The organism is Advenella sp. RU8, from assembly GCF_048381675.1.
Lineage (GTDB): Bacteria > Pseudomonadota > Gammaproteobacteria > Burkholderiales > Burkholderiaceae_B > Advenella.
Genome location: NZ_JBLWIS010000002.1, coordinates 1 through 23,177, shown reverse-complemented (window position 1 = coordinate 23,177; position 23,177 = coordinate 1). Strand labels below are relative to the sequence as shown.

General features: G+C 47.5%; 21 protein-coding genes. 8 read left to right on the top strand and 13 right to left on the bottom strand.

Annotation, left to right across the window (positions count from 1 at the left end; genetic code table 11):
• Window positions 1-5: 5 nt before the first annotated feature.
• The gene (gene cysW / locus ACM5Q9_RS02590) at window positions 6-917 is read left to right on the top strand and encodes a sulfate ABC transporter permease subunit CysW (protein WP_418143174.1); all 912 of its coding nucleotides are present in this window, start codon (window positions 6-8) and stop codon (window positions 915-917) included.
• A 12-nt stretch (window positions 918-929) separates the two neighbouring features.
• A complete protein-coding gene (locus ACM5Q9_RS02585) occupies window positions 930-1,997 on the top strand; it encodes a sulfate/molybdate ABC transporter ATP-binding protein (RefSeq protein WP_418143173.1) in 1,068 nt (355 codons plus the stop codon).
• 264 nt (window positions 1,998-2,261) lie between these two features.
• Here the strand turns inward: ACM5Q9_RS02585 and ACM5Q9_RS02580 are convergent, their stop codons facing one another.
• From ACM5Q9_RS02580 to ACM5Q9_RS02560, 5 genes are all read right to left on the bottom strand, one after another.
• Window positions 2,262-3,566 (bottom strand): sulfate adenylyltransferase subunit 1, encoded by a 1,305-nt coding sequence (locus tag ACM5Q9_RS02580; RefSeq protein WP_418143172.1) that lies wholly within the window; start codon window positions 3,564-3,566, stop codon window positions 2,262-2,264.
• Window positions 3,567-3,590: 24 nt separating this feature from the next.
• Complete coding sequence (cysD, locus tag ACM5Q9_RS02575) at window positions 3,591-4,541, bottom strand: sulfate adenylyltransferase subunit CysD (protein ID WP_169294993.1); 951 nt, start codon at window positions 4,539-4,541, stop codon at window positions 3,591-3,593.
• Window positions 4,542-4,580: 39 nt separating this feature from the next.
• On the bottom strand, window positions 4,581-5,372 hold the full coding sequence (locus tag ACM5Q9_RS02570) for a phosphoadenylyl-sulfate reductase (RefSeq protein WP_169294994.1): 792 nt from the start codon (window positions 5,370-5,372) through the stop codon (window positions 4,581-4,583).
• Window positions 5,373-5,574: 202 nt separating this feature from the next.
• Complete coding sequence (locus ACM5Q9_RS02565; RefSeq protein ID WP_418143171.1) at window positions 5,575-7,191, bottom strand: GMC family oxidoreductase; 1,617 nt, start codon at window positions 7,189-7,191, stop codon at window positions 5,575-5,577.
• Between the two features lie 110 nt (window positions 7,192-7,301).
• On the bottom strand, window positions 7,302-8,273 hold the full coding sequence (locus ACM5Q9_RS02560; RefSeq protein ID WP_418143170.1) for a D-2-hydroxyacid dehydrogenase: 972 nt from the start codon (window positions 8,271-8,273) through the stop codon (window positions 7,302-7,304).
• A gap of 1,151 nt (window positions 8,274-9,424) precedes the next feature.
• On the opposite strand from ACM5Q9_RS02560, the gene ltrA reads away from it, so the two are divergent.
• From ltrA to ACM5Q9_RS02545, 3 genes are all read left to right on the top strand, one after another.
• On the top strand, window positions 9,425-11,122 hold the full coding sequence (ltrA, locus tag ACM5Q9_RS02555) for a group II intron reverse transcriptase/maturase (protein WP_418143169.1): 1,698 nt from the start codon (window positions 9,425-9,427) through the stop codon (window positions 11,120-11,122).
• A 130-nt stretch (window positions 11,123-11,252) separates the two neighbouring features.
• On the top strand, window positions 11,253-12,044 hold the full coding sequence (locus ACM5Q9_RS02550; protein WP_418143168.1) for a ferritin-like domain-containing protein: 792 nt from the start codon (window positions 11,253-11,255) through the stop codon (window positions 12,042-12,044).
• Between the two features lie 25 nt (window positions 12,045-12,069).
• Entirely contained in the window at window positions 12,070-13,323 is a 1,254-nt protein-coding gene (locus ACM5Q9_RS02545; RefSeq protein WP_418143167.1) for a D-amino acid dehydrogenase, read from the top strand.
• On the opposite strand, the gene cueR is transcribed toward ACM5Q9_RS02545, so the two are convergent.
• Complete coding sequence (gene cueR, locus ACM5Q9_RS02540) at window positions 13,304-13,708, bottom strand: Cu(I)-responsive transcriptional regulator (protein WP_418143166.1); 405 nt, start codon at window positions 13,706-13,708, stop codon at window positions 13,304-13,306. The two genes, ACM5Q9_RS02545 and cueR, sit on opposite strands and share 20 nt — an antisense overlap.
• A complete protein-coding gene (locus ACM5Q9_RS02535) occupies window positions 13,705-16,002 on the bottom strand; it encodes a heavy metal translocating P-type ATPase (RefSeq protein WP_418143165.1) in 2,298 nt (765 codons plus the stop codon). The genes cueR and ACM5Q9_RS02535 overlap by 4 nt, the downstream gene beginning before the upstream one ends.
• Window positions 16,003-16,114: 112 nt before the next feature.
• On the opposite strand from ACM5Q9_RS02535, the gene ACM5Q9_RS02530 reads away from it, so the two are divergent.
• Together ACM5Q9_RS02530 and ACM5Q9_RS02525 are read left to right on the top strand one after the other, a co-directional pair.
• The gene (locus ACM5Q9_RS02530) at window positions 16,115-16,585 is read left to right on the top strand and encodes a TM2 domain-containing protein (RefSeq protein ID WP_418143164.1); all 471 of its coding nucleotides are present in this window, start codon (window positions 16,115-16,117) and stop codon (window positions 16,583-16,585) included.
• Window positions 16,586-16,641: 56 nt separating this feature from the next.
• A complete protein-coding gene (locus ACM5Q9_RS02525; protein WP_418143163.1) occupies window positions 16,642-17,115 on the top strand; it encodes a T6SS immunity protein Tdi1 domain-containing protein in 474 nt (157 codons plus the stop codon).
• Window positions 17,116-17,163: 48 nt separating this feature from the next.
• Here the strand turns inward: ACM5Q9_RS02525 and ACM5Q9_RS02520 are convergent, their stop codons facing one another.
• The 5 genes from ACM5Q9_RS02520 to ACM5Q9_RS02500 form a co-directional block, all read right to left on the bottom strand.
• Complete coding sequence (locus tag ACM5Q9_RS02520; protein WP_418143162.1) at window positions 17,164-17,592, bottom strand: hypothetical protein; 429 nt, start codon at window positions 17,590-17,592, stop codon at window positions 17,164-17,166.
• A gap of 309 nt (window positions 17,593-17,901) precedes the next feature.
• Complete coding sequence (phnA, locus tag ACM5Q9_RS02515; RefSeq protein ID WP_418143161.1) at window positions 17,902-19,164, bottom strand: phosphonoacetate hydrolase; 1,263 nt, start codon at window positions 19,162-19,164, stop codon at window positions 17,902-17,904.
• A 25-nt stretch (window positions 19,165-19,189) separates the two neighbouring features.
• The gene (gene phnE / locus ACM5Q9_RS02510; protein WP_418143160.1) at window positions 19,190-19,999 is read right to left on the bottom strand and encodes a phosphonate ABC transporter, permease protein PhnE; all 810 of its coding nucleotides are present in this window, start codon (window positions 19,997-19,999) and stop codon (window positions 19,190-19,192) included.
• Window positions 19,992-20,765 carry a phosphonate ABC transporter ATP-binding protein gene (locus ACM5Q9_RS02505; RefSeq protein WP_418143159.1) on the bottom strand — a complete coding sequence of 258 codons (774 nt, stop codon included), beginning with the start codon at window positions 20,763-20,765 and terminating at the stop codon, window positions 19,992-19,994. The genes phnE and ACM5Q9_RS02505 overlap by 8 nt, the downstream gene beginning before the upstream one ends.
• Window positions 20,766-20,767: 2 nt before the next feature.
• A complete protein-coding gene (locus ACM5Q9_RS02500; protein WP_418143158.1) occupies window positions 20,768-21,649 on the bottom strand; it encodes a phosphate/phosphite/phosphonate ABC transporter substrate-binding protein in 882 nt (293 codons plus the stop codon).
• A gap of 143 nt (window positions 21,650-21,792) precedes the next feature.
• Here ACM5Q9_RS02500 and ACM5Q9_RS02495 point away from each other — a divergent pair, with 143 nt between their 5' ends.
• On the top strand, window positions 21,793-22,467 hold the full coding sequence (locus ACM5Q9_RS02495) for an FCD domain-containing protein (protein ID WP_418143157.1): 675 nt from the start codon (window positions 21,793-21,795) through the stop codon (window positions 22,465-22,467).
• A gap of 93 nt (window positions 22,468-22,560) precedes the next feature.
• Here the strand turns inward: ACM5Q9_RS02495 and ACM5Q9_RS02490 are convergent, their stop codons facing one another.
• Window positions 22,561-23,085 carry a linear amide C-N hydrolase gene (locus tag ACM5Q9_RS02490; RefSeq protein ID WP_418143156.1) on the bottom strand — a complete coding sequence of 175 codons (525 nt, stop codon included), beginning with the start codon at window positions 23,083-23,085 and terminating at the stop codon, window positions 22,561-22,563.
• Between the last annotated feature and the right edge of the window lie 92 nt (window positions 23,086-23,177).

The window sequence follows — 23,177 nt, the reverse complement described above, 5'->3', positions numbered from 1 at the left end:
AAACCATGAGCCACTCCTCTACGCCCGATTTCCGGACAGAACAGCCCTTGACGCGATGGATATTAACCACCATCGCGCTGGCTTTTGTCTTCATATTTATTGCACTGCCCCTTTTCCTGATTTTCAGCGAAGCCATTTCCAAAGGATTTGAATTTTACCTGACGACGATCCAGCATAGTGATGCGATGGCCGCCATCTCATTAACATTGCTCACTGCCGCCATTGCCGTCCCCCTGAATGTGGTTTTTGGGGCCTGTGCGGCATGGGCGATTGCCCACTTCAACTTCCGTGGCAAAAGCTTTTTAATTACCCTCATCGACTTGCCTTTCTCGGTCTCACCGGTCGTGGCCGGTCTCATGTACCTGTTACTGTTTGGCAGCCAATCCACCCTGGGTACCTGGCTGATTGAGCATGATTTTAAAATAATTTTTGCCGTCCCCGGTATTGTGATTGCCACCACATTTGTGACCTTTCCCTTTGTGGCCCGTGAACTGATTCCCTTAATGCAGGCACAGGGCTCGGACGAGGAACATGCGGCCATGGTATTGGGCGCCAACGGTTTACAGGCTTTTCTGAAAGTCACCCTTCCCAAGATCAAGTGGGGACTGCTGTATGGCGTTATTTTGACCAATGCCCGTGCCATGGGTGAATTTGGTGCCGTCAGTGTTATTTCCGGTCATATTCGCGGTGCCACCAATACCATCCCACTTCATGTCGAGATTCTTTATAATGAGTTCAATATTGCCGGGGCATTTGTATGTGCTTCCGTGCTGGCATTGCTGGCTATTGCCACCTTGGTCACCAAAACAATTATCGAGTGGCGACAAAACACACTGGTCGCGCGCTCCCTGGCACGCACAAAGTCTGCCAAAACCGCATTTGCCATGCCTGCCCGGCAGGTTGCAACCGCATCATAAACAGGAATTATCGTGAGTATAGAAGTTCAAAACATCTCAAAGAAGTTTGCCGGGTTTACGGCGCTTGACAACATCAACCTGGACATCCACAGCGGAGAATTGCTTGCCCTGCTGGGCCCTTCAGGCTGCGGCAAAACCACCTTGCTGCGTATTATTGCCGGTCTTGAAAAGGCCGATTCGGGCAAAATCATTTTTAACGGGCAAGACAGCACCGATACCCATGTATCCAAACGCCAGATCGGTTTTGTTTTCCAGCATTATGCCCTGTTCCGGCACATGACCGTGTTCGACAACATCGCCTTTGGCCTGAATGTCAAACCACGCAAAGATCGTCCTTCCCAGGAAGCCATCCGGGAAAAAGTCATGGCTTTACTGAAAATGGTACAACTGGACTGGCTGGCCAATGCCTACCCGTCACAATTGTCTGGCGGCCAGCGCCAGCGGATTGCCCTGGCCCGTTCTTTGGCGGTGGAACCACAGGTACTATTGCTGGATGAGCCCTTTGGTGCCCTGGATGCCAAGGTACGCAAAGACCTGCGCCGCTGGCTGCGCCAGCTTCATGATGATATCAACCTAACCAGTATTTTCGTGACCCATGACCAGGAAGAAGCCCTGGAGGTATCTGACCGTGTGGTGGTGATGAACCACGGCAAAATTGAACAGGTTGGCAGCCCCGATGAAATCTATGACACCCCGGCCAGCCCGTTTGTGACCCAGTTCCTGGGCGATGTCAACCTTTTCCATGGCAGAATCCACGACAAGCATTTCACCAGCGGAGACTTCCGCCATGAAATCAGCCAGCACAGCGCACACTTTACCGGTACCGAAGCCATTGCCTACATCCGCCCTCATGACATTGAAATCAGCCTTGATGCTGCCAATGCCCTGGGCCACGGCCAAATAGAACATATCCATTCCATTGGACCGATTGTCCGGGTTGAAATCGCCCGCGACGGCCAGGATGAGAATATTGAAGTGGTGCTAACCAAAGAACGCTTCCGCACACTGGGCCTCATGCCAGGCGATAATGTGTATGTGAAAGCCAGAAAAGTGGCCGTGTTTGATCCTGCCAGTGTTTGAGTGGTTCAGGTTTTAGCTGCCTAATTTTTAACTGTCCAACATTTTGGAGCCACTTCACCGGAGCGAAGAGTTTGAACGATTCCGGTTCCCACGCTAGAGCATGGGAACCAGTAAACGAGCAGAAAAAATGCGGAATCATTATTCAGGTGCAGCGACTTCGGCCCGCAGGGGCGTCGGAGCAAAGCTGAATAATGATTCCGCTTCTATAGAAAAAACCAGGTAGACATATGCATTCCCAGGCTACTAACCCGGGAACACCCTCAATCAATTAATAATACCCGCCGCCACCGTATTATTGCTGGCTTCATCAATCAAAATGAACGAACCCGTTATCTGGTTTTGTGCGTAAGCATCCACCACCAGCGGTTTTTGCAAAGACAAACCCACCTTGCCAATATCATTCAATGCCAGCTGGTCTTTATCTGCCGTGTCCAGCAGGGTTTGTACATCCAGCACATGATGGATCTGGTTGACACGCACCGGCACGGTGGCTGAGGTATGTTTCAACAGATACTTTCTTTTCAGGTTCAAGGGAAATTCATCAAACCAGCAGATATTGGCAGACAGCGTCTTGCTTGATTCAACGACAGCCTGTGCATCCACCAGCATATCGCCACGGGAAATATCAATATCCGCATCAAGACGGATGGTAACCGTACCGTCTTTGAGCGCCTGTTGCACGTTACCATCAGGAGTGATAATTTCCATGACGGTTGCCGTCTGGTTGGCGGGCAGTACCCTGATTTGCTGGCCGACATACACGCTGCCCTGGGCGACCTTGCCCATATACCCCCTGAAATCATCCGCCTGTGAACCATCCTGGCGAATCACCAGCTGCACCGGCAGGCGCAGGGCCTCAGGCGTACTCAGCTCGTCTTCCTCCCCATTATCCAGTGATTCCAAAATTGATAACAATGGCTTGCCATCATACCAGGGGGTTTGTTCGCTCTTGTAAACGATATTATCGCCCCCCAAGGCCGATACGGGAATAAAGTGAGTCTGGCTTGCATCCAACCCAAGCTGCCGGACCAGTGCCAGGTAAGCGGTTTTTACCTGATTGAAGCGCACCTCATCAAAACCCACCAAATCCATTTTATTGACCGCCACCAATACATGACGGATACCCAGCAATTTGATCAAGGCCGTATGCCGTTTGGTTTGCGCCAGCAATTCAAACTCACCATTTTCTTTAATGGCACGCACAATATCAACCAGCACAATCGCGGCATCAGCGGTAGACGCCCCTGTCACCATATTGCGGGTGTACTGTTCATGCCCCGGGGTATCCGCAATAATGAACTTGCGATTAGCGGTTGAAAAATAACGGTAAGCCACGTCAATCGTAATGCCCTGCTCGCGCTCCGCTTCCAGTCCGTCAGTCAGCAAAGAAAAATCAATCTGCTCACCACTGGTTCTTTTATGCCGCGCTTTCTGGATCGCTTGCAACTGGTCTGTCAGTACCGATTTGCTGTCATATAACAAACGGCCAATCAGTGTGCTTTTACCATCATCCACCGAGCCAGCGGTAATAAAACGCAACAAGCCCCGGGTATTTGTTCTTTCTGTCATATCTTTCTCACTATCCAATCTTTATCAGAAGTAGCCTTCTTTTTTGCGTTTTTCCATTGACGCTTCACTGGTCTGGTCATCCATGCGAGTGGCACCGCGCTCGGTAATTTCCGTAATCGCGGTTTCCTCGATAATGGCTTGCGGTGAAGCCGCTGTACTTAAGACCGGGCAGGTGCAACTGATATCGCCCACGGTACGGAAGCGTACGGTCAGCACTTCGCTTTGCTCATCGTCTTTTTTAGGCGTTAAGGACGTTACCGGCACCAGCAAATTATTACGACGCACCACTTCACGCTCATGGGCATAGTAAATGGAAGGCAGGCTCAAGTTTTCCTGTTCAATGTATTGCCAGATATCCAGCTCGGTCCAGTTTGAAATCGGGAAAACGCGGATTTGCTCACCGGGATGAATCCGGGCGTTATACAAGTCCCACAACTCAGGGCGCTGGTTCTTCGGATCCCACTGACCAAACTCGTCACGGAAAGAAAAAATACGCTCTTTGGCACGCGCTTTTTCTTCATCGCGGCGGGCACCCCCCATCAAGGCATCAAAGCCGTTTTCCTCCACGGTTTCCAGCAAGGTCACGGCCTGTGCGGCATTACGCGAATCATTCTCACGGCGCAAGCGTACGGTACCCTTGCGAATGGAGTCTTCCACATGCCCCACCACCAGGTTCAAACCATATTTTTTAACCAGCTCATCGCGAAAGGCGATCACTTCAGGGTAATTATGTCCGGTATCAATATGCACCAGCGGGAATGGCAGGTTCAGCTTGCGATTTCCCAGCCGGAATGCCTTCATGGCCAGATGCAACAAGACCACGGAATCCTTACCGCCCGAAAACAGCAAAGCCGGTGAACGGCACTCGGCCACCACCTCACGAATAATATAAATCGATTCGGTTTCCAGCCGTTTCAGATGTTCGGTATGCAATTGTGCTTTCTCAAAATGCACGGTCTCAGTTATGCTATTCATTACTCATCCTGGTGTTCTTAAAATTTCCATGGTTACTGCTTACGCTGTGGGGGCCGGGCTGACGTGCAGGCCACATTCCTTGCTGTCCCGCGATTCCCACCACCAGCGTCCGGCACGAGGGTCTTCACCGGCACGAACCGCCTTGGTACAGGGTTCACAGCCAATACTCGGGTAACCCTTGTCGTGCAACACATTAACCGGCAAATCGTAAAAATCGACATAAGCCCAAAGCTCTGCCTCTGTCCAGTCAAACAAGGGGTTATATTTAAGGATATTTCTGGCCGTATCCTGCTCTTGCAAAGCAAGCTCAGTGCGAGTTACCGATTGCTCACGGCGTTGTCCCGTAATCCAGGCATCAGCCTGTGCCAGTGCCTGGTCAAGCGGAACGATTTTTCTTATCTGACAGCATTTTTTACGGGCTTCAAGACTATCGTAAAACCCGTTAAGGCCATAAGTATTCACATATTCGGCCAGCGCCCCGGTTTCAGGACGGTACAGTTTGATTTCATAGCCATAACGCTGTTTTACCTGCTCAAGCAAAGCCAGGGTTTCCTGGTGCAGACGTCCGGTTTCCAGCGTAAAAATATCAATGCCCTGATTCACGGTATTTTTCAGGTCTGTCAAAATAATATCGGCCAACACTTGGTCTTCTGCCGATAAACTGGAAGCCAACCTCACGCGGGAATGACTGCCGGCAATGAAACGAAGCCGCTCTGTCAGCACCGCCCTTTTATCCTGTAATAATGTAGCGCTGACACGACCTTTGGGGGGTGACCATAACAGGGGCTGCTCAAACCCTCCTGCAAAATCACTGACTGTTTGTAAAGACATGGTTAACCTAAATTTAAAAACCAAACCTCTTGCATATTGCAATTTATATTCTGGTTCGGTATAACAAATCAGGTTTTTATAATATAGAGTTAGCGCTCGAACGCAAACTAACTAATACTTCTTTGCATATTCAAACAGGCTATATCCATGGCATTTTCATGAAGCCTGAAATAATCAGGCCAAAATCAAATAAAAGAATAGACTAACGTGATGCCAGGATCATTCTGGCTCCTTTTTCGGCAATCATCATGACAGGTGCATTGGTATTGCCCGATGTAATCCGGGGCATGATAGAGGCATCAATCACCCTCAATCCGCTCAGACCCTTAACCCTGAGTTCCGGATCCACCACGGCTTTATCATCGACCCCCATACGACATGTTCCTACCGGATGAAAAATGGTGGTGCCAATTTCACTGGCAGCCCTGACCAGATCTTCTTCTGTTTGATAGATGGTGCCCGGTTTATATTCGATGGGATCATATTTTGCCAGAGCATCCTGAAACACTATTCTTCGGGTCAGTTTCAGACTATGCACGGCGATCCGTATATCTTCATCGGTACTTAAGTAGTTGCATATGATATCGGGCTTGTCGTGACAGGCAGGCGAAACGATATTCACCTCACCCCGGCTGGTAGGCCTTAAATTGCACACCGAAGCCGTAAAGGCAGAAAAAGTATGCAAAGGCTCGCCAAACTTTTCCAGGGACAGGGGTTGCACATGGTATTCAAGATTGGCACTGCCCAGCTCATCAGAGGAGCGGGCAAAAACCCCCAATTGGGAAGGCGCCATGGTTAAAGGCCCCTTGCGGAACAAAGCATATTGCAGGCCCATCCAGGCCTTTTGCAGGGGGGATTGCATCATTTTATTCAGCGTCTTTACCCCAGACACTTTATAAATCATGCGCAATTGCAAATGGTCCTGAAGGTTTTTACCAACCCCCGGAGCATGATGCACGACCGGAATCTGCAGTTTATTCAGGTAAGAAGCAGGGCCAACCCCCGAGCGTTGCAATATTTGCACTGAACCAATGGCACCGGCTGACAAGACCAGTTCTGCCGCTGCGTTGGCCTGATACAGTTTGCCATTAATATAATACTGAATACCCCGTGCCCGCTTACCCTCAAAGACGATACGATCACAGATGGCATGCGTAAGAACCGTCAGGTTTTTCCGCGACTTGACCGGATGCAGAAAAGCCTTTGCCGCACTGAAACGCAAGCCCTTTTTTTGGGTCACCTCAAAATAAGCACTTCCTTCATTATCACCACGGTTGAAATCATCAAGGGGTGGAATTCCGGCTTGTGCCGCTGCAGCCCTGAATGCATCCAGAATATCCCAACGCAGGCGCTGGTTCTCCACCCGCAATTCCCCATTGGCACCATGCCAGTCATTATTACCTAAATGATGGTTTTCAAAATTCCTGAACAAGGGTAGAACATCATCCCAGGCCCAACCAGTGTTACCCAAACTGGCCCAGTGATCGTAATCCTGTTTTTGTCCACGCATGTAAATCATGCCATTAATGGCGGAACTGCCACCCAGCACCTTACCCCTTGGGTAGGCAATGCTACGGTCATGCAATCCGGCATCTGCCCTTGTACTAAAGCACCAGTCGGCCCGTGGATTGCCGATACAATACAAATATCCCACCGGAATATGCAGCCAATGCCAAGAATCAGGCCCACCGGCTTCAATTAACAAAACCCTGTTATCCGGATTTGCTGACAAGCGGTTCGCAAGCAGGCAGCCGGCCGATCCGGCGCCCACAATGATGTAATCGAACTCTCCTAATAAAACCGGTTTCTGGTCTTGCATATCCGCCTCTTAAACACTGAATTTGTTCCTCCAAGGAAGCATAATCAGCATAGAAGTTTGCATTTTTTGACACAAGCAGGGCAAACACCTATCAGGACAGAGCAGAAAGTTTACGATGAAAAAACCTGATTGCGGATTTCACCCCGTACAAACGAATTAATGTTATTTATCAATTGGTCAGCCAATGCCTGGATCGCCTCTTCACTGGCCCATGCCACATGTGGCGTCAAAATAAAATTGGGATAATCCATCAGTGCCATAAACGGATGTGAATCCGGCATGGGTTCTGTCGTTACCACATCAAATGCCGCACCACCAATTTTTTTGCCTTTAATGGCTCGTACCAACGCCTCCTCATCTACCAGACCTCCTCTTGCCGTATTCACCAGCAAAGCCGAGGATTTCATTTTATTGAACTCAGGGTCGGATATCATATTCCGGGTCTCTGCAGTCAATGGCAGGTGCAAGCTCAAAATGTCTGCTGTTTCAAGTACTTCATCAAACGGGCGATAATTTTCATCGCGCGGAACCTGTCCTTTACGCGAGGCAAAAATGGTTTTCATGCCCAGGCCCCTGGCAAGATTGGCCAATGATGATCCCAAGGCCCCTGAACCAAAAATACCCAAGGTGCTATTGGCCAAGTCTTTGATCGGATAATCAAAATAGCAAAACTGCCCGCTTTGCTGCCATCGCCCTGCCTTAACGGAAGCATGATAAGGAATAATGCTTCTGCGCAGGGCAAAAATAAGGGCCAGCACATGTTCCGGTACGCTATTCACCGCATAATTACGGATATTGCTAACCACACACCCCTTGGTTTCACAAGCTTTCAGATCAACCACATTCGTGCCGGTTGCTGAAATGGCGATCAGTTTAAGCGAGGTTGCACCAGCCAGGCTTTTATCATCAATAAGGACCTTGTTAGTGATCACGATATCGGCGGTTTCAATGCGTTCAGCCACCAGATGCACCGGCGTATTGTCATGCATCTCTACCGTGCAATCAAAGGTAAAAGGCTTTAACTGGATGAATGCCGGAATGGTGGCGCGATCCAAAAAAACAATATGAGGAACATGGCTCATGAGAATAATCCGCAACGGTAAAAACGTTCACTATATCACCCACCTTAATTGGCTAAAATAGGGTCAATAGTGCGACACGTCACTCGCTACGTGCAAAGGGTTGTCTCCTTTTAAATCAAAGACTTAGGTAGCTAGCCTAGAACAAGAAGCATTTAAAGAAGTACTTAATATTAGGCGTATGCCGATTTTTGATAACGTTATTGCGATCTATTTTGATCAAAATAATGGGCAACTTCAGGCCAAAAACCTGTTTTTTGTTGTTTATTTGATACAAAATATCCCCTTGGGGATAATGTCGATAAATAATATTTATTTATCGGTCAATTAGTCTCGATTAAGTATATTAATCGATGCTTACTCTTGTATACCAGTCAGTCTTTTTAGATCTGACACGGTAGCGATGAACTCGACCGTCTCAAACATACGGCTAAGAGTTATCCTTATTTAGCATATAAAGGCGAGTAGCCTTTTTCATCAATGTTTTACGTTCTCGATGGCCAAAAGCCAAGTGAGAGAATGTAAAACTTATCTTACAACAGATAATCAGCCTATCCATGCATGCACATTTGGTAACGAATGTGTGTGAAGCCATGGTGACAATGTACCCCCAATTTTGGCATCAGAGACGGTGACGTCTTCTGATGGAGTCTTCAAGTGTCAATGAGGATGAGGGGCTAGGCAAGGTGCCACGCGCAACTCATGTGAATCGCTGTTAAACCTCGTTACTATTGAATGGCTGAAGACACTATGGGCCATAACCAAAATGGTATGTAGACGGTTGTTCTCGTTATTGATGAGAACACGTTGTCGGAAATCTACCGGGGAAGAAGTGAGCGCTAAAGCACTATTATTATGGTGAAAAAGGAACGTGGTAAGCCCGTAGTTTCGCCATCCTTGCGGTTTGAGGATGGCAGGCAAGGCGCAAGCTGAGTTGTTGAAACTGCGGGTATGGGATTCTCGAAAAAGCAAACGGCATCTTGTAATGAGATACATAGGGGAAACACGTAACCCACCGGAAACGGGGCCTACTTCGAGATGGTGAAACATCACCAACGTTCTGTTAATCTTTAATTAATCACCCACTGGGAAAAACAAATCCCAATGGGACACCTGTTTTTCTCTTTGGGTATTTATTTACTTAGGAGAAAAGCATGGAATTAATTCAAGCTTCCAGTAATCTTGAATCTGCATTCTCCAGCAAACCGGAGGACTGGCACAGCATCAACTGGGTTCGAGTCAACCGGAATGTCAAGGAAATGCAGATCAAATTGGTGAAATTTTGTCGGGAAGGTGATTGGCGCACAGTGAAAGCCATGCAACGATCACTAACCCGCTCGTTTAGTGGCAGATGTCTTGCTGTTCGACGAGTCACAGAGAACCAGGGTAAAAACACGGCGGGAGTCGATGGCGAACTTTGGAAAACACCTGAATTGAAATGGCTTGCCATTTCAAGGTTAAAGCAACATGGATACAGACCTAAACCCTTGCGGAGGGTCTATATTCCGAAGTCAAACGGGAAGAAACGCCCGCTTGGCATACCAACCATGCTGGATCGCGCAATGCAGGCATTGCACTTGATGGCATTGGAACCTATCGCTGAAGCCAAGGCTGATCCTGACTCGTACGGGTTCAGGCAAGGCCGTAGTACGGCCGATGCGATGGGGCAGTTATTCGTTTCCTTATCTAATAAGCATAGCGCTAATTGGGTACTGGATGCGGATATCAAAGGTTGTTTTGACAACATCAGGCATGACTGGTTAATTGATAATGTTCCCATGAACAAATCAATTCTTCAGAAATGGCTGAAATCAGGTGTTGTTTTTAACGGCCGGTTTGCTAACACAGAAGCCGGTACACCACAGGGCGGGATCATATCCCCAACCCTAGCCAATCTGACTTTGGACGGACTGGAAACCGGACTGAAAAATCACCTCGGTGAATTGTTCGGCAAAACCAGATCGTTAAAGCTAAAAGTAAATATTGTCAGATATGCGGATGACTTTGTGATCACCAGTGAATCGAAAGACTTACTGGAAACCACAGTTTTGCCGTGGATCGTGCAATTTCTCTCACAAAGAGGACTTGAGCTATCCATGGAAAAGACACGCATCACGCACATTGACGATGGATTTGACTTTCTAGGATGGAATTTCCGTAAATATGCCGGAAAAATGTTCATCAAGCCAAGTAAGAAAAATGCACAGGCATTTTATAAAAAGCTCAAAGAAGTGGTCAAATCCAATATGGCGGTCAAGCAGGAAGTCTTAATTTACCTGCTAAACCCTATCTTGAAAGGCTGGGCTAATTATCATAGTCCTGTGGTCGCCAAACAGACGTATTCACGGCTGGATAACCTGTTATGGTATTGTTTATGGCGGTGGGCAAAACGAAGACATCCTAATAAACCGAAAATATGGGTTCGTGCGAAGTATTGGCACAGACTTAATGATCGGGAGATGTTTTCAGCCCCAGTCGAACAAGCTGACGGCAAAACCAGTTATTTGTCCTTGTACAAATTAGCGGATACGGTCATTAAAAGGCATGTAAAAATCAAGGGGGAATATAACCCTTTTGATCCTGAATGGGAAAGCTATGGAGAGAAACGCAGGAATATGCGTTTGATGAACAACATCAAACACATCAGAAAGCAGGTCAATCTATGGCATGAACAGGACGGGTTATGTGCCCTGTGCCGATTGCCACTGACGGAGGAATCCGGCTGGCATATGCACCATATTATTCAACGGGTCGCAGGCGGTGCGGACACGATGGATAATCTGGTGTTATTACACCCTAATTGCCATGCACAAGTGCATAGCAAAGGTTTATTTGTGGGCAAAGTGGTATAACACAGTGTGTTATATTTAGTTTTGCTTGAGCCGTATGCGGTGAAAGTCGCACGTACGGTTCTTAGGGGGGAATGGGTCAGTAATGGCCTGTTTCTACCCTCCCTAACCGTTATCAATTATCATTGTTTTTATGTCAAACCCCCTTCCCCTTCGTGAAAGTGCGCTGCAGGCACTTATCGTTTCGGATCCCGATGAAAAGATTGCCGCTGTACAGCAAATCGATTTCGAGGCGCCTATCCATACGCAGGAAATAACACCACCTAGCCAAACCATTCCTGGCCGGCCCTTGCTGCCCGAACTGGTCCCCCCACAAAAAGTCACCTACCGTTCCATTAACAGTGAGCAGGGAAAAGCCGCGCTTATTCACTCGATTGCGCATATAGAATTTAATGCCATTAATCTGGCCCTTGACATTATCTGGCGCTTTGCCCATTTGCCTGAAGATTTTTATCGGGACTGGCTACGTGTTGCCAAAGAAGAAGCCTATCATTTCTCTCTGGTACGGGCACATTTACACAGTATGGGTCATGAATACGGTGATTTCACAGCCCATAATGGCTTGTGGGAAATATGTGAAAAAACCGGCAACGACCTTCTTGCCCGGATTGCCCTGGTTCCCAGAACACTCGAGGCACGCGGCCTGGACGTTTCCCCGGTCATTCAGAACAAGCTGGCCAGCGTTAATGACCACGAAGGCGTCAGAATCCTCGGCATCATTTTGCATGATGAGGTTGGTCATGTAGAATTAGGCAACAAATGGTATCTTTATTTGTGCCAGCAAATGAATAAAGACCCCATTGCTACTTATGCCGACATGGTACACACTTACCGTGTGGCAAAACCCAAAGGTCCCCTTAACATCAAGGCCAGAAAACAGGCAGGCTTTACTGACGAAGAGCTGGCATGGCTCAGTTCGGTTTAATCGTTTCATAAAAACAGGAACAATAATGGAAATACTTATTTTAGGTGCGGGTGTAATTGGCCTGACAACGGCATACTACCTTACAGAGCAAGGTCATAAAGTAAGTATTCTGGACAAAAATCCTGATGTTGGCCTTGAAACCAGCTATGCCAACGGAGCACAGCTTTCTTACAGTTATGTTGCCCCGCTAGCCGGTCCTGGCGTTATTGGAAAAGTACCCAAGTGGCTACTTGATCCCGATTCTCCCCTGCGTTTTCGGCCCAGCCTTGACCCGGCCGATATCTGCTGGAATCTTCGTTTCATGAAAGCCTGCAATGCCAGCCAAAGCGACAAAACAACCCGTGAACTGCTGCAACTGTCTTTCCTTAGCCGCGACTTGCTCCATCACTTACTAGATACCGAAAAACTGGATATAGACTTCCAGGCTTCCGGAAAAATGGTTTTGCACCGTAGCACAGCCTCTTTCAACAGCGCCGTTCAACTGCTTGATTTCCAGCGCCAGCTCGGATGCGAACAGTTTGCCCTGAACACGGATGAATGCATTACCAAAGAACCAGCACTGGCACCGCTAAAAAACCAGATAACCGGCGGTATTTATACCCCCAGTGAAGAAGCGGCCGATTGCTTCAAATTCTGCCAAAACCTGAAAACCCTTCTGTTAGACCGGGGAGTAGAATTTCTATTCAACCATGAAGTCGGTTTACTAAAAAGCAATGGTTCATCACAAGTTAGCGTAATACTTAAAGACCGGCAGTCGCTTTCAGCTGATCATATCGTGGTCGCGCTAGGCTGCGAAAGTACCGCCTTGCTAAAACCGTTACATATAGATGTGCCCGTTCGCCCGCTTAAAGGATACAGTCTTACCTTGCCAATCGAAAACGATAGCCAGGCACCACATGTCAGCATTACCGACTTTGAACGCAAAGTGGTTTATGCCCGTATTGGCAAGCGCCTGCGCATTGCCGGCATGGCCGACCTGGTAGGCATGAATAAAAGCATAGATCCCAACCGCCTCAAAACCCTGATTAACGAAGCCAAAGCAGTGTTTCCTGATGTCGGTAATTACGCCCAAGCAGAGCAATGGGCGGGACTGCGTCCCGCCACCCCCAAGGGCAAGCCTATTATTGATGGCACCCGATATAAAAATCTTTGGCTGAATATTGGCCAGGGTGCGCTAGGCTTTACGCTGGCTACCGGCTCTGGCAAATTGCTGGCAGAAAAAATAAGCGGAAAAAAATCCTCTGTTCCTGACGGTCTTTTTAGCCTGGGCAATGCCTAGCCTGGCCAAGATCCTCTAATATCGGACAATCAGGGCGCTGATCACCAGAACAATGCCGGTTCAGGTGCTGCAGGGTATCCACCATCGCCTGCAACTGCTCGATTTTGTGCTGTAATTCTTCAATATGCTGCCGGGTTATTTGCTTGACGTCAGCACTGGCCCTGCCCTTATCATTCCATAAGGCCAGCAGCTCTTGGATTTGCGCTACCGAAAACCCCAGATCCCGTGAACGCCGGATGAAACGCAAGGCATGCAGATCCTTTTCAGTATATTGCCGGTAACCCGAATCACTGCGATGGACCGGCTGGATCAGACCGGTATCTTCATAATAGCGGATCATCTTTGCAGATATGCCGGTTTGCTTTGCTGCTTCACCAATATTCATAACGGTTTCCCTAACGCTGTTTTTTTAACTGAAAACCTGCGTAACCTTAACGCATTGGTCACCACAAACACACTGGACAATGCCATGGCTCCAGCGGCAAAAACCGGAGAGAGTCCCAAGCCATACACCGGATAAAGCGCACCGGCGGCAATCGGAATAAGCGCCACATTATAAGCAAAGGCCCAGAAGAGGTTCTGGTAAATATTCCTGAAGGTAGCCTTGGACAAAGAAACGGCATGCGCCACGTTTTGAATATTTTTGCCCATCAACACGACATCAGCCGACTCAATCGCAATATCCGTACCCGTGCCAATGGCCACACCCACATCGGCATTGGCCAGGGCCGGTGCATCATTAATCCCGTCGCCTACAAAAACCAGTGTCCCCATTTCCTGCTTGATCTGTCTGACATACTTTACCTTGTCATCAGGCAATGCCTGGGCATATACCAGGTCAATTTTCAATTGACGGGCAATCGCCTGCGCAGTTTGTTCATTATCACCGGTCAGCATCACGGTTTTGATATTCATCCCGTGTAATTGCGCTATGGTGCTTGCCGCATCTTCCTTGACGGTATCTGCAATCACGAACAGGCCTGCAGGCCGGCCGTTAACCGCAACAAAAATGGGTGTCTTCCCTTCTCGGGCAAATTCCATGCCTTTGTCAGTCAAAGTGCCAAAGTCCGCTCCTTTACCTGCCAGAAATTGTGCTGAACCGATCAAATAGCTGTCATTGCCAATTTCTGCCTCAATGCCAGCCCCCAAAATATTCCGGAAAGTATCCACATGAGGCAGAACCATATTCTGTTGCTGTGCCGCCTTGACGATTGCCTGGGCAATCGGGTGCTCCGAATGCTGCTCAATGGCAGCGACGTTGGCCAACAACTGCGCTGGTTCAAAACCATCTGTGGCATGCCAATCGGTCAGTTCAGGATGACCATGAGTCAGGGTGCCTGTTTTATCAAAAACCACCACTTTGGTATCTTTAAGGACCTGCAAGGCACTGGCCTTGCGAAACAGGATATTAAGCTGCGCTGCCCTGCCTGTTGCCACCATAATAGAGACCGGCACGGCAAGCCCCATTGCACATGGGCAGGCAATAATCAACACGGCTACCGTAGCGGTTAAGGCATGCGGCAACAAAGGTTCCGGGCCCCAAATCATCCAGGCCATAAACGTTAATACGGCAACCACCAGTACGGCCGGCACAAAACGGCTGGTTACCACATCAAGGATGTTTTGAATGGGCAGTTTATCGGCCTGAGCCTGCTGCACCATCTTGATGATGTTGGCCAGAACGGTATTGTCGCCCACCTGTTCTACTTGAACCGTCAGGCTGCCATTCGTACTAACAGTACTGCCCACCACCTTGTCTCCCTGTACTTTGCTCACAGGCAAGGGTTCTCCGGTCATCATGGATTCATTAATATGCGCCTGGCCACTCATCACGACACCATCGGCAGGAACGGTTTCACCGGGCCTAACCAGCACCAGGTCATTCACCTTCAGTTCATCCAGAGGGATATCGCGCACCTGGCCGTTTTCAATCAGGTGCGCTGTTTTGGCTTGCAACCCGATCAGACGGGCAATCGCCTGTCCGGTTTGGCCCTTGCTGCGGGCTTCCAGATAACGACCCAGCAATATCAGGGTACTAACCACTGCTGCCGCCTCAAAGTACACGAAACGGGAATTTTCAGGAATCAGTGCGGGCATTGCCGTCACAATGGCCGAATAGATATAAGCGCTACCCGCACCAATGGCCACCAGGGCATTCATGTCAGGCGATTTTTGCATGAAGCTTTTTACCCCAAGCGTAAAAAAACGTCGTCCAGGGAAAGCTAGCACAATCGTGGTAAGAATCCACTGGATAATCCAGCTGGTTTGCACAGGCAAGAAAGCATGCAACCAGTGATGAAAACCGGGTATCAGGTGGCCCCCCATTTCCAGAATGAAAACAGGAGCCGTAAAGATGGCGGCAATCAGCAAATCACGCTTTAGCCCGGCAATTTCCCGGTTACGGTGTTCTATTTGCGCTTGGGTTTGCTTGTCAGCCCGCTCGATAAGTGCGGCTTCATAACCCGCCTTGTCGATAACGGCAATAATCTGTTCGGCCGGCAAGTTACGGTTGCTTAATTCAACATGAGCGGTTTCTGACGCCAGGTTGACCGTCACTTTACCAACACCCTCGATTTTGGCAATAGATCTTTCAACACGTCTCACACAGGAGGCGCAAGTCATGCCTCGAACCGCGAATTCGTAATGGGGAGAAACATCTAACGACTTTGAATTTGCCATGATAATCAAAAAAATAAAGGATAATCCATATTTAACAGTTTATTATCAACCCTCACACTATGGGAAGGTCAAGCCCTATTGCATCTGGCATGCCCACACGGAGAAAATTTTAATGTTGCAAAAACTTTTGCTACCCGTAATTGTTTTTATCATCGTCCTTATTGGCCTGACCTTTGGTGAAGGCGTATTTAGTGCCTTGGCGCAATGGATAAGCCAAATCACCGGTATCGTTATTTACAATTTCCAGGATCTTTACTGGACGATCTCTCTTTACGTCGCAAGGCATCCGGTAAAAATAGTGGTTGCCATCGTAATTACCGCCATTGTTTGTATATGGATCTACAAAAACAAGGGTGAAGAAATGAACAATCAGGCTAACTCACGCAAGATAGGCATATTCCTGGCTATCTTCCTGGGTTGGCTAGGTGCCCACCGCTTTTATGCCGGCCATATCGGCATGGGCTTACTATACCTGTTTATCAGCTTTATTTGGCTCCCGCTATCTGTATTCCTTGGTCTTGTTGATGCTGTCAGGTATATTTTCATGAATGATGAGGAATTCAAGGCAAATATTAAGGCATAATCTTATCTATCCTTAATCCATAATTACAACCGGGCTCAGGCCCGGTTTTTTACACCATGCAATTAAATATCAAAGACCTGGTCATTGACACTTCCGCCATTGACAGTGAAAAACTGCTCAAAGCCTGGGACTGGCTTATTCCTTTTGAAACCGAAATCGTCATGATTACCCAAACTGGCGATGCCTTCCTGATAGAAAAAGATAACGGCTCCATCCTTTTCCTGGATACACTGGACGGCGAACTGGAAGTGCTGGCCGACTCCCTTGAATCCTTCCAGCAGTTACTGCAAGACGAAGCGTTCGTGATTGATTATTTTTCCTGCGAACTGATTGCCCCATTGCTACATCATCAATTACCACCCAATACCGTCTACAGTTTCAAGACCCCACCGGTACTGGGCGGTGAATACCACAGTAACAATCTGGAAATCTTTGATGTAGAACACCACTTTTCAGATATGGGCCTGCTATGGCAAGAGATCGGGAAAATAAACATTGATGAAGACACCAACGAAAACGGTGGCGAATAGCAATTTTCAATTTATTATTTTGACCAAACGCCTGCCCGCCAACGCAATTTATAGCAATGAAGGATTGATGTCCCGCTGGTAGTGCAGGAACCGGCCCGAATAGGACTCGGGCACGTCATTGTTATTAAAGGCATAAGGCCGATGAATTTTTTTATCTTCCGCAAGCCGGAAGCCATATTCTGACATTTTTCGGGTAAAACGGTTTCTGTAGCCCCGGTTTGGGTCCATGACCCAAACCTCTGAGCAGGCTTGCGCATGTGCATGAATATACTGTGCGACATGATCTGGACTTTGCAACCCCGAAGGCCACAACATGCCAAACAATGGCCAGGCGGCCGAGCAAATCCCCAAACGCTCTGCTGCGCCCTTGGGATCATAGAATTGTTGTTTGTCCAAGAGCGTAAAAATTTCCAATGGTGCTTGCCCTGGAATATGAATGGTACGTAATTTGGTTTTATAAGGTATTGATTTAAGCATAGCCCTTTGCAATTCAATATACACATCGGTCACTATAGCCCATATTCTTATAAATAATTTTTATTCACAAAAAAATAAAAAGATAAGCGAAATTTAACAGCTTTTTCTAATAATTTAATTAAATATAAATGCAATTTAACAACTATTTTCACAAACAAAAAAACGCCCTTACTTTCTGATTTCCCTATTCCCCCAGAATCAAGCTATTGGAGGAAAACCAAATAAATACAGACCTGTATCACACCAAGGTCATGCAAGTCTGTATAAGATCAAATCAATACATTGAATGTACCGGCTTATCCAGGATTTTTATTGCGTACCATTGATAGCAAAATCAAAAACCTGATAACTCTTGATATCATCCCATGCCACTCGTGCCCTGTAATCTGCATTCAGGGGACGGTTCAAAATCATCGGCACCCTTGCCTCAGTAAGACCACCATGGGTACGCAAGCGGTGTCCTTGTAAACCGGCCAGATCATGCAGACGGGCAGAACTGCCTACACATACATCTTTTTTAGAAACCACCACCACATCAGCCTCACGATCTTCAGGCAAATCAAACATACGGCATGCGGTTTGCTTGTCCAGCGCAAAATCGATACCTTCAATGATACAAATATGACGAATAATATCCTGTGCACTAACCTTGCCTTTACTCCAGACTCGCACAAAACCGCCCAAGGCACCGTGGTGTGCCACAAATGCATCAGTAATTGGGCAAACAACCGTCGTCTCACCTTTACCAAATTGAGCATCCAGAACGTCTTGCAGCCAAATCACATTAGGCTCTCCGTGATCATTGCTCTTATCACTCATGCCATGATCTGCAGTAAGCGCAAGTACAATATCTTGCTCAGCCAAGCGTCCAAAAGCATCATCCAGTTGCTGGTAAAACTGCAAGGCCTCAGCTTCATCAGGTGCCCATTTGTGCTGGACAAAATCAGTTAAGGACAAATACATTAAATGAGGCCTGCGCTCTTTCAACAGTTTAATGCCTGCTTCCAACACAAATAGTGATAAAGCCATGGAATACATGTCAGGCTTGTGCATACCCACATACTCAAGCACATTTTCAATGCCATTTTCCTCTATCGTGCAACGATCGGCAAACTCGGTGGAAAACGACACATGCCCCTGGCTAACGTCCAATCCCTTACCCAATTGACGACGCAACTTATCCTTGGCAGTAATGGAAACCACTTTAGCGCCAGCATCGGCAAACCTGGCCAGTATCGTGTCACCACGCAACAGTTCCGGCCCCGTCATAACTACAGGCTCCCATGTTTGGGTATCCAGGTAGTAGTTACCCGAAATGCCGTGACGAGAGGTAGGCGTACCAGTAATAATCGACATATTGTTCGGGCAAGTAAACGAAGGCATGGAGCCATCCGCCACTGTTGCGAACCCTTCCTGTATGAAACGTTGTATATTCGGAAGTTGATTATCGACAAGAAACTGCTGCAGATACTCGGGATCTCCACCATCAATACAAACAACCACCACCGGTTTTTGTGGCCAGCGATAATCAATTCCATTAACGTTGACAGTTTTATTATTTACATTTTCCATTTCAGTTATAAATCTAAAGTTAAAGTTATTTACGTTTTTGTATTAAAGACATGCGGGCCCGGGAGGACAACATTTCAACAACAACCACCAGCGCAAAAATCATCAAAACAATCGTAGCAGCCTGGTCATAACGAAACATTTCCATTGAGGTTGCCAGTTCAGCGCCAATACCGCCAGCTCCCACCAGGCCAAGTACCACCGATGAACGCACTGCTTTTTCCAGCGCGAACAAGCTAGTATTGATAAGGCTAGGCATTGCCATTGGCAAAACAGCACAAACAACCACGGATGTATTTGAGGCCCCCAAAGCCGATAAGGCTTCAGGTGAACCCTCATCAACTTCTTCAATTGTCTCGGCAAAGAAACGTGCACAAAAGCCGATAGTATCCATTATCAAAGTCAGGGTACCTGCAAAAGGACCCAATCCAACTGAAGCCACAAAAAACAGGGCCCAGGCCAAATCTGGTATGGTACGGATAAAACTGACCATGCTGCGAATCGCCGAGCGCACCCATGGGTGTGGGGTATGGTTTTTTGATGCCAGCACAGCCAAAGGAAGGCTGATCAAAATACCGATCACGGTTCCCACCAATGCCATTTGAAATGTCACCAATACCGCCTTCATCATCGGTTCAACCCGGTCAGTTGAGGGCGGAATCATTTCAGAAGTGATTTGCAACATATTGGGTAGCCCCGTCAGCAATTCGGAAACCGAAATCCCTGAAGCGGCAACAGACCAGGCAAAAAACACAATAAACAGCACAAATAACAAGGTAGACCCAATGCCAGGAGCCACAAAGCGGGCTGGCAGGAAAGGTTTACTGGTTTCACGCATACATGCCCCTTAACTGCTCAAGGCTTTGGCTTTGGCTACTCGCATCAAGTGTCAGACGCATATTCTGCAAACCCAATACTCGGTCCGCGTATTGGAGCGCGTGATCAAGATGGTGTGTCACAAATACCAAAGTCAAGTTTTCATGCTGTGACAAATCGGAAAAAACCTGCATGACCTCTTCACCTGCATGGGGATCCAGGCTGGCAACCGGTTCATCAGCAAAAATCATAGTCGGTTTCTGCATTAAAGCCCGCGCAATTGCAACCCGCTGAGACTGCCCACCGGACAATTCATCTACACGGCGTTTGCATAAATGTCCCAAACTGACCCGCTCCAGGCAATGCATGGCGTAATCGCGTTCTTCGCTTGCCGCAATAGACTGAAACCACATGCGAGGAGTAGAAGCACGTGCCATGCCTCCGTGCAGTACATTGGTCAATACAGAAAGCCGGTTAACCAGATTATGCTTCTGGAATACAAAACCAACTTTTGCTCTAACCTTTGACAATTCGGCTCGGCGCAAACCTGTCACCTTTCGATTATTCAAATAAATTTCACCCGCATCAGGCTCAACCAGACGCACGCAACTTCTTAGCAAAGTACTTTTTCCGGCACCATTAGCACCAATAATGGCAACCCTCTGTCCGTAAGGAATGTCAAACGAAACATCGGACCACACCGGTGCTTCTCCACCCTGGAACCGCTTTGACAAACCCTTTACCCGCACTGCAACACTGGCCGATGGATCGCTTAATTGCGCTGACATGATTACTCACCAATAAAATCGGAATATTCAGGATATCCTGCTGTACGATACATGGCACGAACCGGATCATAGTCCTTGTCGGTAATCTGAGTCAGAAAGCGCATGCCGTTATAACGCTTAACATGATCAGCACCCTGAGCAATGCTGGCAATCAAAGAGGCAGAATTATCGCCAATGCCCTTTTTCATTTTTTCCACCACTTCTACTGGTACATGCTCACCAGCCATCAACAAATCATTGGGTAAATCACCACCACGAGCCAGGACACGATAAGCATTTTTCTGATCCTCGGGTTCTTTTTCCAAAAAGCTCTCCAAGTCAGAGCGACCCATTCCTATCGCATCCAAATCCCCTTTTTTCAGTCCTTCCCATGCCAAGCGCAGATTAGTATGCGTCACTTTAAAATCCTTCAAGGGATCAATCGATGCTGCCGCAAACAACTGGACTGGCCCCAAGTGACGGGACGTTGAACCAACCGATCCCATGCCAACCTGCTTGCCTTTCAAATCATTTAACGTAAAGTACGGGCTATCGGCCTTTACTACAATCTGTGAATAATAATTAGGACGATAAAGACCGGCGACTACTGTTGCCTTGGCCCGTTTTTGCATCACTACATATTCAGCAGGACCGGCCAGTACAAAATCCACCTTTTTGAATCGCAATGCTTCAAGGCCTGCTGTGCGGTTAGTCACTGGCAAGAACTCTATGCTCATGCCCGTTACCTTCTCCAATTCATTTTTGAAAGGGCCAAACTCGCGCTGGAGCTCCTCAAGTCCGACTAAATCAGTGATGGCCAATTTGATATTCTCAGCCTGTACAGAAAAAGAGGCCCCTAATGCAGAAAATGCAATCAATCCTTTAGTGAAAAATTTACGAAACATAACCAATTACCTTTATGAAGAATTAAATAAAAACACATTCTATGTTTTGTATATTGCATATTGTTGACAATATGCAATATATTGAAGATAGTGTTAAAATCCAAACTCTTCCGCAAACAAGATTATCTCTGTCACTGTAATTTATGAGCTCACCTGACGCAATCACCCTGCTACGCACCCGATCATTAACAACCCTGGTACATGAGGAACTGGAACGTCAAATTCTACAAGGCCTGATTCAACCAGGCGATGCCTTGCGCGAAGCAACCATTGCTACCAATATGGGTATTTCACGCGGCCCAGTACGCGAAGCATTCAGAACACTCGAAGAGCGTGGCCTGGTGCTTTTTGAAAAGAACTGCGGTGTTTCTGTACGCAAACTGGATAGTGAACAGGCAGCACAAATTTATCAGGTTCGTATTCCATTGGAAGCATTGATAGGCCAATTAGTGACTGTAAACCTGCCACCGGAAGGACGAGATCAAATTGAAAGATTAATAGCACACATGCAAATTGCCGTTAATGAACAGAACATTGTGACCTATGCCACCCTGAACCAGCAGTTCCACGATATGCTGGCAAAATATACCAATAATTTTGCACTTTATGACACTTATCGAAAACTGGTTGTCCAACTCAAATTATTCAGAAGCCATACTTTTCGGCATAGCCCTGAAACGATCAAACTTTCACTTGAAGAGCATATCGCCATTTTCAATGCGATAACTTCTGGTAATGAAGATAAAGCCAGTGATTTGCTTCGTAAGCATGCCGAGGATAGCCTTCAACGACTGAATGCTACTATTCATAAACAGTAGTAAACAAACTGAAGATCCACATTGATATGGCCGCTTAAGCGGCCATAGTTTTATAATGCGTTTCACAAATATCAAACGTAAATAAGTCATTGACTATACCCGTTGCTCAATCACAATCGACTTGCCGGATGCATCATGTACCGTGTAATGAAAAGGGGTTTTCAATTGGTCGTTAGGCAAGAGCGCCGTCACCATAACCGGTTGCTTTTTTAATACTTCCTTGACTGCGGCAACAGAATCAAACTGTGATAAGGCCCAGGCACCCAAATCAATCGCCGCCAATATCGCAGTTGTTTTACTTACTGCTTCGGCCGGACCATCGGCATTGGGAAAAGACAGCAAACCCAATGTTAGACCCTTATCATTAAGCCCCTGAATCACCACCTCATGAGCATTGGCAGGGTTAGGTATTCCAATCGACACGAATGCATGCTTGGTAGTGAAATCCAGTACATGATGTTGATCAGCCTTAGATCCAAAAGTAGTACCTGTTGGGAAATACGCAACCTTGTAGGGTAGCTCCATGGACAACTCCAAGGTGCGTCCTGTATAAGGGGTACCATTTGCATCGATATACATCAAAGATGTGCAAGCTTGCCCTACACTTGGAACAAGCATTGCCATGGCGCCTTAATCTGCCTGCTCAACACGATTTACTCGTTTGCTCGTGCTACTGGAACGAGTTTGTGTTTGCTGGCTGGTTGCTGCGG